Source organism: Streptomyces sp. NPDC032472 (assembly GCF_040636955.1).
GTDB lineage: Bacteria > Actinomycetota > Actinomycetes > Streptomycetales > Streptomycetaceae > Streptomyces.
In genome coordinates this window covers 5697-10742 of the sequence record NZ_JBEZVK010000119.1, presented here as the reverse complement: position 1 = coordinate 10742, position 5046 = coordinate 5697, and the positions used below count along the sequence as shown (strand labels likewise).

The 5046-nt window shown below is 73.8% G+C and carries 5 protein-coding genes and 1 pseudogene; 2 read left to right on the top strand and 4 right to left on the bottom strand.

All coding sequences use genetic code 11. The features are described 5' to 3' along the window. From AB0F11_RS35930 to lanKC, 3 genes and pseudogenes are all read right to left on the bottom strand, one after another. A pseudogene (locus tag AB0F11_RS35930) lies at positions 1-390 on the bottom strand (ABC transporter ATP-binding protein); the annotation flags it as partial. Positions 391-459: 69 nt separating this feature from the next. After that, entirely contained in the window at positions 460-597 is a 138-nt protein-coding gene (locus AB0F11_RS35925) for a SapB/AmfS family lanthipeptide (RefSeq protein ID WP_362183365.1), read from the bottom strand. Continuing rightward, positions 594-3395, bottom strand: a complete 2802-nt coding sequence (gene lanKC / locus AB0F11_RS35920) for a class III lanthionine synthetase LanKC (RefSeq protein WP_362183362.1) — start codon at positions 3393-3395, stop codon at positions 594-596. The genes AB0F11_RS35925 and lanKC overlap by 4 nt, the downstream gene beginning before the upstream one ends. A 471-nt stretch (positions 3396-3866) precedes the next feature. Between lanKC and AB0F11_RS35915 the strand changes: the two genes are divergently transcribed. After that, complete coding sequence (locus tag AB0F11_RS35915; protein ID WP_362183359.1) at positions 3867-4292, top strand: subtilase-type protease inhibitor; 426 nt, start codon at positions 3867-3869, stop codon at positions 4290-4292. A gap of 130 nt (positions 4293-4422) precedes the next feature. Here AB0F11_RS35915 and AB0F11_RS35910 read toward each other — a convergent pair whose 3' ends face one another. Beyond that, positions 4423-4584, bottom strand: a complete 162-nt coding sequence (locus AB0F11_RS35910) for a hydrophobic protein (protein ID WP_362183374.1) — start codon at positions 4582-4584, stop codon at positions 4423-4425. 148 nt (positions 4585-4732) lie between these two features. On the opposite strand from AB0F11_RS35910, the gene AB0F11_RS35905 reads away from it, so the two are divergent. After that, on the top strand, positions 4733-4906 hold the full coding sequence (locus AB0F11_RS35905) for a CsbD family protein (RefSeq protein WP_362183356.1): 174 nt from the start codon (positions 4733-4735) through the stop codon (positions 4904-4906). The last annotated feature ends 140 nt before the right edge of the window (positions 4907-5046 follow it).

Sequence of the window (5046 nt, the reverse complement as noted above, 5' to 3'; positions counted from 1 at the left end):
GCGCTCCCGGACCACGTCACTGGAGTGCACACCTGTGCTCTGCCGATCTGGCGCGGTGCGCAGCAGGGCCGCGAGCCCGCGCCGGCGCAGCCAGGCGGCGGAGCGGGCGTCGACGCTGCCGGTCAGCCGCGTGGTCGCGGCGTCGAGCAGGACTTCCGCCAGGGTCAGCACCGCGCATAGCAGGGCCCACCGGGTGCCCGCCGGGTCGCGGCGCAGGAGCAGGTCGAGGCAGTGGCCGAGGACGGCGGGTTCGGCGAGGGCGGCGCAGGCGGCGGCCAGCGAGCAGCCGAACACGGCGGCGGTCCGGCCGGCGCTGTGCCGCGCGGTCGCCCGCAGCGCCCGGTCGGCACTGCGCGCGGCCGCCGCCCCGGGGTCGTCGTTCGGGGTCATCGGCGGCGGCTCCTCCGGGACGGGGTGCGGGCCCGGGCGGCAAGCCGCCCGGGCCCGGAAGGGACCTGATCAGTTACAGGTGGTGACGCTCAGGCTGCTGTCGCCGCACAGGAGCAGGCTGGCGCGGCTGCCTCCGCCGGTGAGGTGCGCGGCCTCGGTGGTCTCTTCCTTGGGGGTTTCCATCGACTGCAGGTCGAGAAGGGTCATGGCTGATTCCTCTCATTCGCTGGGGTGTTGCGATGGGTTACGGCCCCCCGGTGGGGGACCGGCTCTGGGGCCGCCGCGGAGCGCGGCGGCGGGAGGAACGGCAGGTGCGCCCCCCCGCCGGTCGCGGCGCTGCCCAGGGCGAGCAGCACGCCGGCGGTGCCGGTGGAGAGGTCCATGGACAGGCGCATCATCTGCTCGCCCGGGAAGGCGAGTCGTCCCTGGTAGGGGACCGCGTGGCGGGCCAGTGCCCCGATCTGCCGGGCGATGTCGCCGGCCGCCGTGCCGGGGCCGGGTGTGGTGGTCCGGGACAGGTGGAGGACCATGCCGGCGGCTCCGCGGAAGAGGCCGGGCTGGGCGTAGAAGGTTGCCTGGGCGGCCTGGACGATCCCGGTCCGCGCCTGTTCGAAGCGGTCGTCCGCGGCGTGTTCCAGCCAGTCGTCGAGCACCATCCCGATCCCGACGCTGCCGGCGCCGAGGTAGGGCATGGTCCGCCAGCCCTCGTCCACTTGGAGGGTGCCGAAGGCGCTCGTCACGCAGTGGTCCAGGTCCTGGTGCAGGAAGCGGGCGGCGCGCCGGAGCAGTTCGGGGTCGCCGGTGCGCTCGTAGAGGCGCAGGTGGAGCAGGGCGATGCCGGTGTGGCCGTAGAGCAGCCCCGCCCGCTTCAGCCCGGCGGCGGCTTCGGACGCCAGGTCGGCACAGCGCAGGGCGGCGGTGTGCAGGGCGTGCTCCCCCGTGGCCGTGCCGAGGGCGTCCAGGGCGAGCCCGATGCCGGCGAGGCCGCTGTGCAGGTCGGGGCCCGCGGACTGCCACGGCTGGTCGAGGAGGCGCTCCGCGAGGGCGGTCGCGCGGTCGCGGTGGCCGAGCCGGTCGTGGGTCCAGGCCAGTCCGGCGAGGCCGTCGTAGAAGCCCAGCGGAGTGCCGGAGGCCGGGTCCTTCGTCCGGTCCAGCAGCCATTCCTCGGCTTGGGGCCAGGGCGCGGCGCCCGTTTCGGCGAGCGCGTACAGGACGCCGGCGGCCCCATGGCCGAAGGCGACTCCGCCGCCGGCGGTGGCGAACTGCGCCGGGTCCCCGGGCAGGAGCCGGTCCTCGCGGTCGGGGGTGGCCGCGGCGTGGAGGGCCGCGGTCATGGAGGCGCGGGCGGCCGGCCAGTCACCCGGGTCGGCGGGCAGGTAGGGACGCGCGGGGGCGGGTGGCGCGCCGTCGGGGGTGGCCGCGGGTCCGGCGGCCGGTGCGGCCGCGGGTAGTGGGGCAGCTCCGGCCGCGGGTGCGGGCGCAGGTACGGCCACGGGTACGGCTCTGGATCGGTCTCCGGCGGGTCCGGCTCCGGTGCGGGTCCCCCCTTCGGCGCCGACGTCAAACCCGCCTTCCTCGGTGGTCCCGGCGTCGGCGAGGATCTCCCGTACGGCCTCGTCGAGGAAGGACCGGGGAACGGGGAACTGCTCCGCCGCGATGTCCGCGAGGTGCGCCGCCTTGGCCCGGTCCATCACGAGCAGGCTCGTCAGCGGCATGAACAGGGCGAGGCGGAGACAGGCCAGGGCGTAGCGGTCGACGGCGAAGCCGCGCCGGTCGGGCGGTGCCACGTACGCCGGGTTGGCGACGGTCTGGCGCAGGCCCTCGTCGACGTGCGCGGCGGCCTCGAAGTCAAGGAGGGCGACGGACGGTTCGCCCGTATCCGGGTCCTCCGCAACCATGATGTTGAAGAGGTGGAGGTCGTTGAAGACGATGCCGCGGGAGTGGACGGCCTCGACGGCCTCGGTCACCCGCGCGTGGATCTTCAGGGCCCAGTCGGTGTAGGCGGCGAGCTCGGCGGGGTCGGGGTCGGCCTCGATCAGGGGGTGGCGGCGGGCGAAGTAGGTGTTCAGGGGCCTGCCGTCGAGGTACTGGAGCGCGAGGAAGTGGTGGTCGCCGACGGTGAAAGTGCCGCGGACGGAGGGGACGCAGTCCAGCCCGTCGAGTTGTTCCAGGGCCCGGCGCTCCCGGTGCAGCCGCGTCACGGCGTCCGCTCCGTCGGCGGCGAGCCCGGCGAACGGGCGGCCCTCCTTGAGGACGACCGGCTCGCCGGTACGGGTGTCGCGCCCCGCGTAGACCCCGCCGCCGTTGGAGAAGTGCAGGGCCCGCTCCACGGTGTACGGGACGCCCTCCAGCGTGACGGCCGAGCGGCGCTCCAGGTGGGGACGCAGGAAGTCGGGGAGTTCGACCCAGGCGGGCGGCTGGAACACCGGTCCCCGCGCGTCCGGCACCAGGCGACCGTCGGGCGCCTCGACCGCCGGGACCAGCTCGCCGGCGTCGTCGTAGCAGTGCCGCAGCGTGAAGCTGCCGTAGCGCAGGTGGACCGGGCCGTCGTTCCAGCGCAAGTCGCTGAGGATGTACGGGCCGGGCTCGCCGGCCAGCAGGGCGTCGAGGTCCTCGGCGATGCGCTGGCAGGCGTCCGTGTCCGCGGGGTAGACGGTGAGGAATTTCCCGCTCGCCGCACGGTCCGCGTACTTGGCGTTGCGCAGCTGAAGCAGGTACCGGCTGGGCACGAACTTGAAGGCGATGCCCCGCTCCACGCAGTAGGAGTGGACCTTGCCGAGGGCCGCCTCCGCGTTGCCCAGAGCGGCCGAGACGTGGATCTTCCAGCCCTGGGAGGGCAGTCGGAGGCCGAGGGGGCGCAGCGCGAGCCAGTCGCCGCTGCGGTGCGAGGTCCACCCCTCGGGTACGGGGGCCAGGGCGGCCGGGAAGCTCTCGCCGACCCGCCGGTACGGCGCGTCGTAGAACCAGCGGTCGGCGTCGCAGAACGCCGCGTGCCCCTTGTTCACACCTGCTCCCTCGGTCGGTGACGCGGTCCAAGGTGTCACGGCGCGGAGACCCGGCAACAGTCGCGTTTGTCACCAGCTCGACGTGCACTTTGCACGGGTCGCACCTGGGTCGGAACCTGCCCCGGCCCGGCGGCCCGCCACCGCCGCGGCTGGCGGCCCCCGCCGTCTTCCGGCGACTTCGGACCCCGGCCCACCGCATCGATCCGGTCACCCTGGCGGGCCCTCCCGTGCACCGGGCCCCCGCCACCAGCGCGGGCACGCCGGAGGGAAGCGCACCCGGGCGGGCCGGCCGCGCCCGCACCCGGCGGGAGCTGTGCGAAGCCGGGATCATCCGGAATCCGCACCACCTGTCCGTAAGTCGACCGTCGGTGTGCGGGCCGCCTTCGCACCTGTCAGGGTCGAGGGAAGTCCACCGCCCACACAGAAGATGTGACGGCCCCTTACCCCTTCGAATCGAAAGCGAGTGTTGTCATGCGCCCCCGCTTAGCCGCAGTCTCCGCCGCCGCACTCCTCTGCCTCGCCGGCGCCACGGGCGCGGCCGAGGCGGCGCCCGCGAGCCTGTACGCCCCGTCCGCCGTGGTCCTCACCATCACTCAGGGGGACGACGCGGGCACGGGGACCGTCCTGCGGGCGACGGTCCTGAGCTGCGCCTACACCGCCGAGGGCACACACCCCGACCCGCGGGCGGCGTGCGACGCCCTCAACGCCACCGACGGCGAACTCAACCGCCTCGTGGCCACGCAGACTCCGGACCGGGCTTGCCCGCTGCACTACGACCCCGTCACCGTCACGGCCGACGGCGTCTGGCGCGGCAGCCGCCTCGCGTGGAAGCACACGTTCTCCAACGGGTGCGCGATGTCCGCGGGCTTGAACGGCAACGTGCTCTACGCGTTCTGACGCGGGCCCCGTCCGCCACCGTCCCCGTCACCGGACGGTGGACCGGCCGCCCGGCGGACTGCCTACGCGCAGGTGGCCCCGCCCCCCCATGGGGGCGGGGCCACCTGCACACCGCACGGAGCCTGACGAGCTACCAGCGGTACCAGCGGCCGCTGCTGCCCCTGGGACGGGCAACGAAGCCGACCAGCCACAAGACCAGCACCACGATCGCGACCCACCAAAAGATCTCCACCGCGAATCCGGCACCGAAAAGGATCAGCGCGAGCAGAAGAACAAGAAGCAGGGGAACCATAGTTGCCAACTTCCGAAGCCCCTGGTGCCCGGCCACCGACCGATCATGCGCGACCCCTACACCGGCCGACCACACGATGAGGTTTGAGGTCGCGGATCGTGAACAGACGAGGGTCACGACCAAGCCGGTACATCACGAGGAGGTCCCCATGTCGGGCACGGAGAAGACGAAGGCGCAGGCCGAGAAGGCGAAGGGAAAGGCCAAGGAAACCCTGGGCCGGGCCGTCGGCAACGAGCGGAAGACCGCCGAAGGCCGCGCCGACCAGGCCAAGGGCCACGCTCGCCAGGCCAAGGAAGAAGTCAAGGACATCTTCCGCAACTGACCGCGCACCGGCACGCAGCCTCGGCTGTGACGTCTCGCCGTGCCCCGACCACCCCCGGGTCGGGGCACCGCCCCAAGTTACCCCACCCCACCCCCGCAGGAGGCTGCCGCGTTAGGTGGCTTTTACTCCGGTAGAAGCAC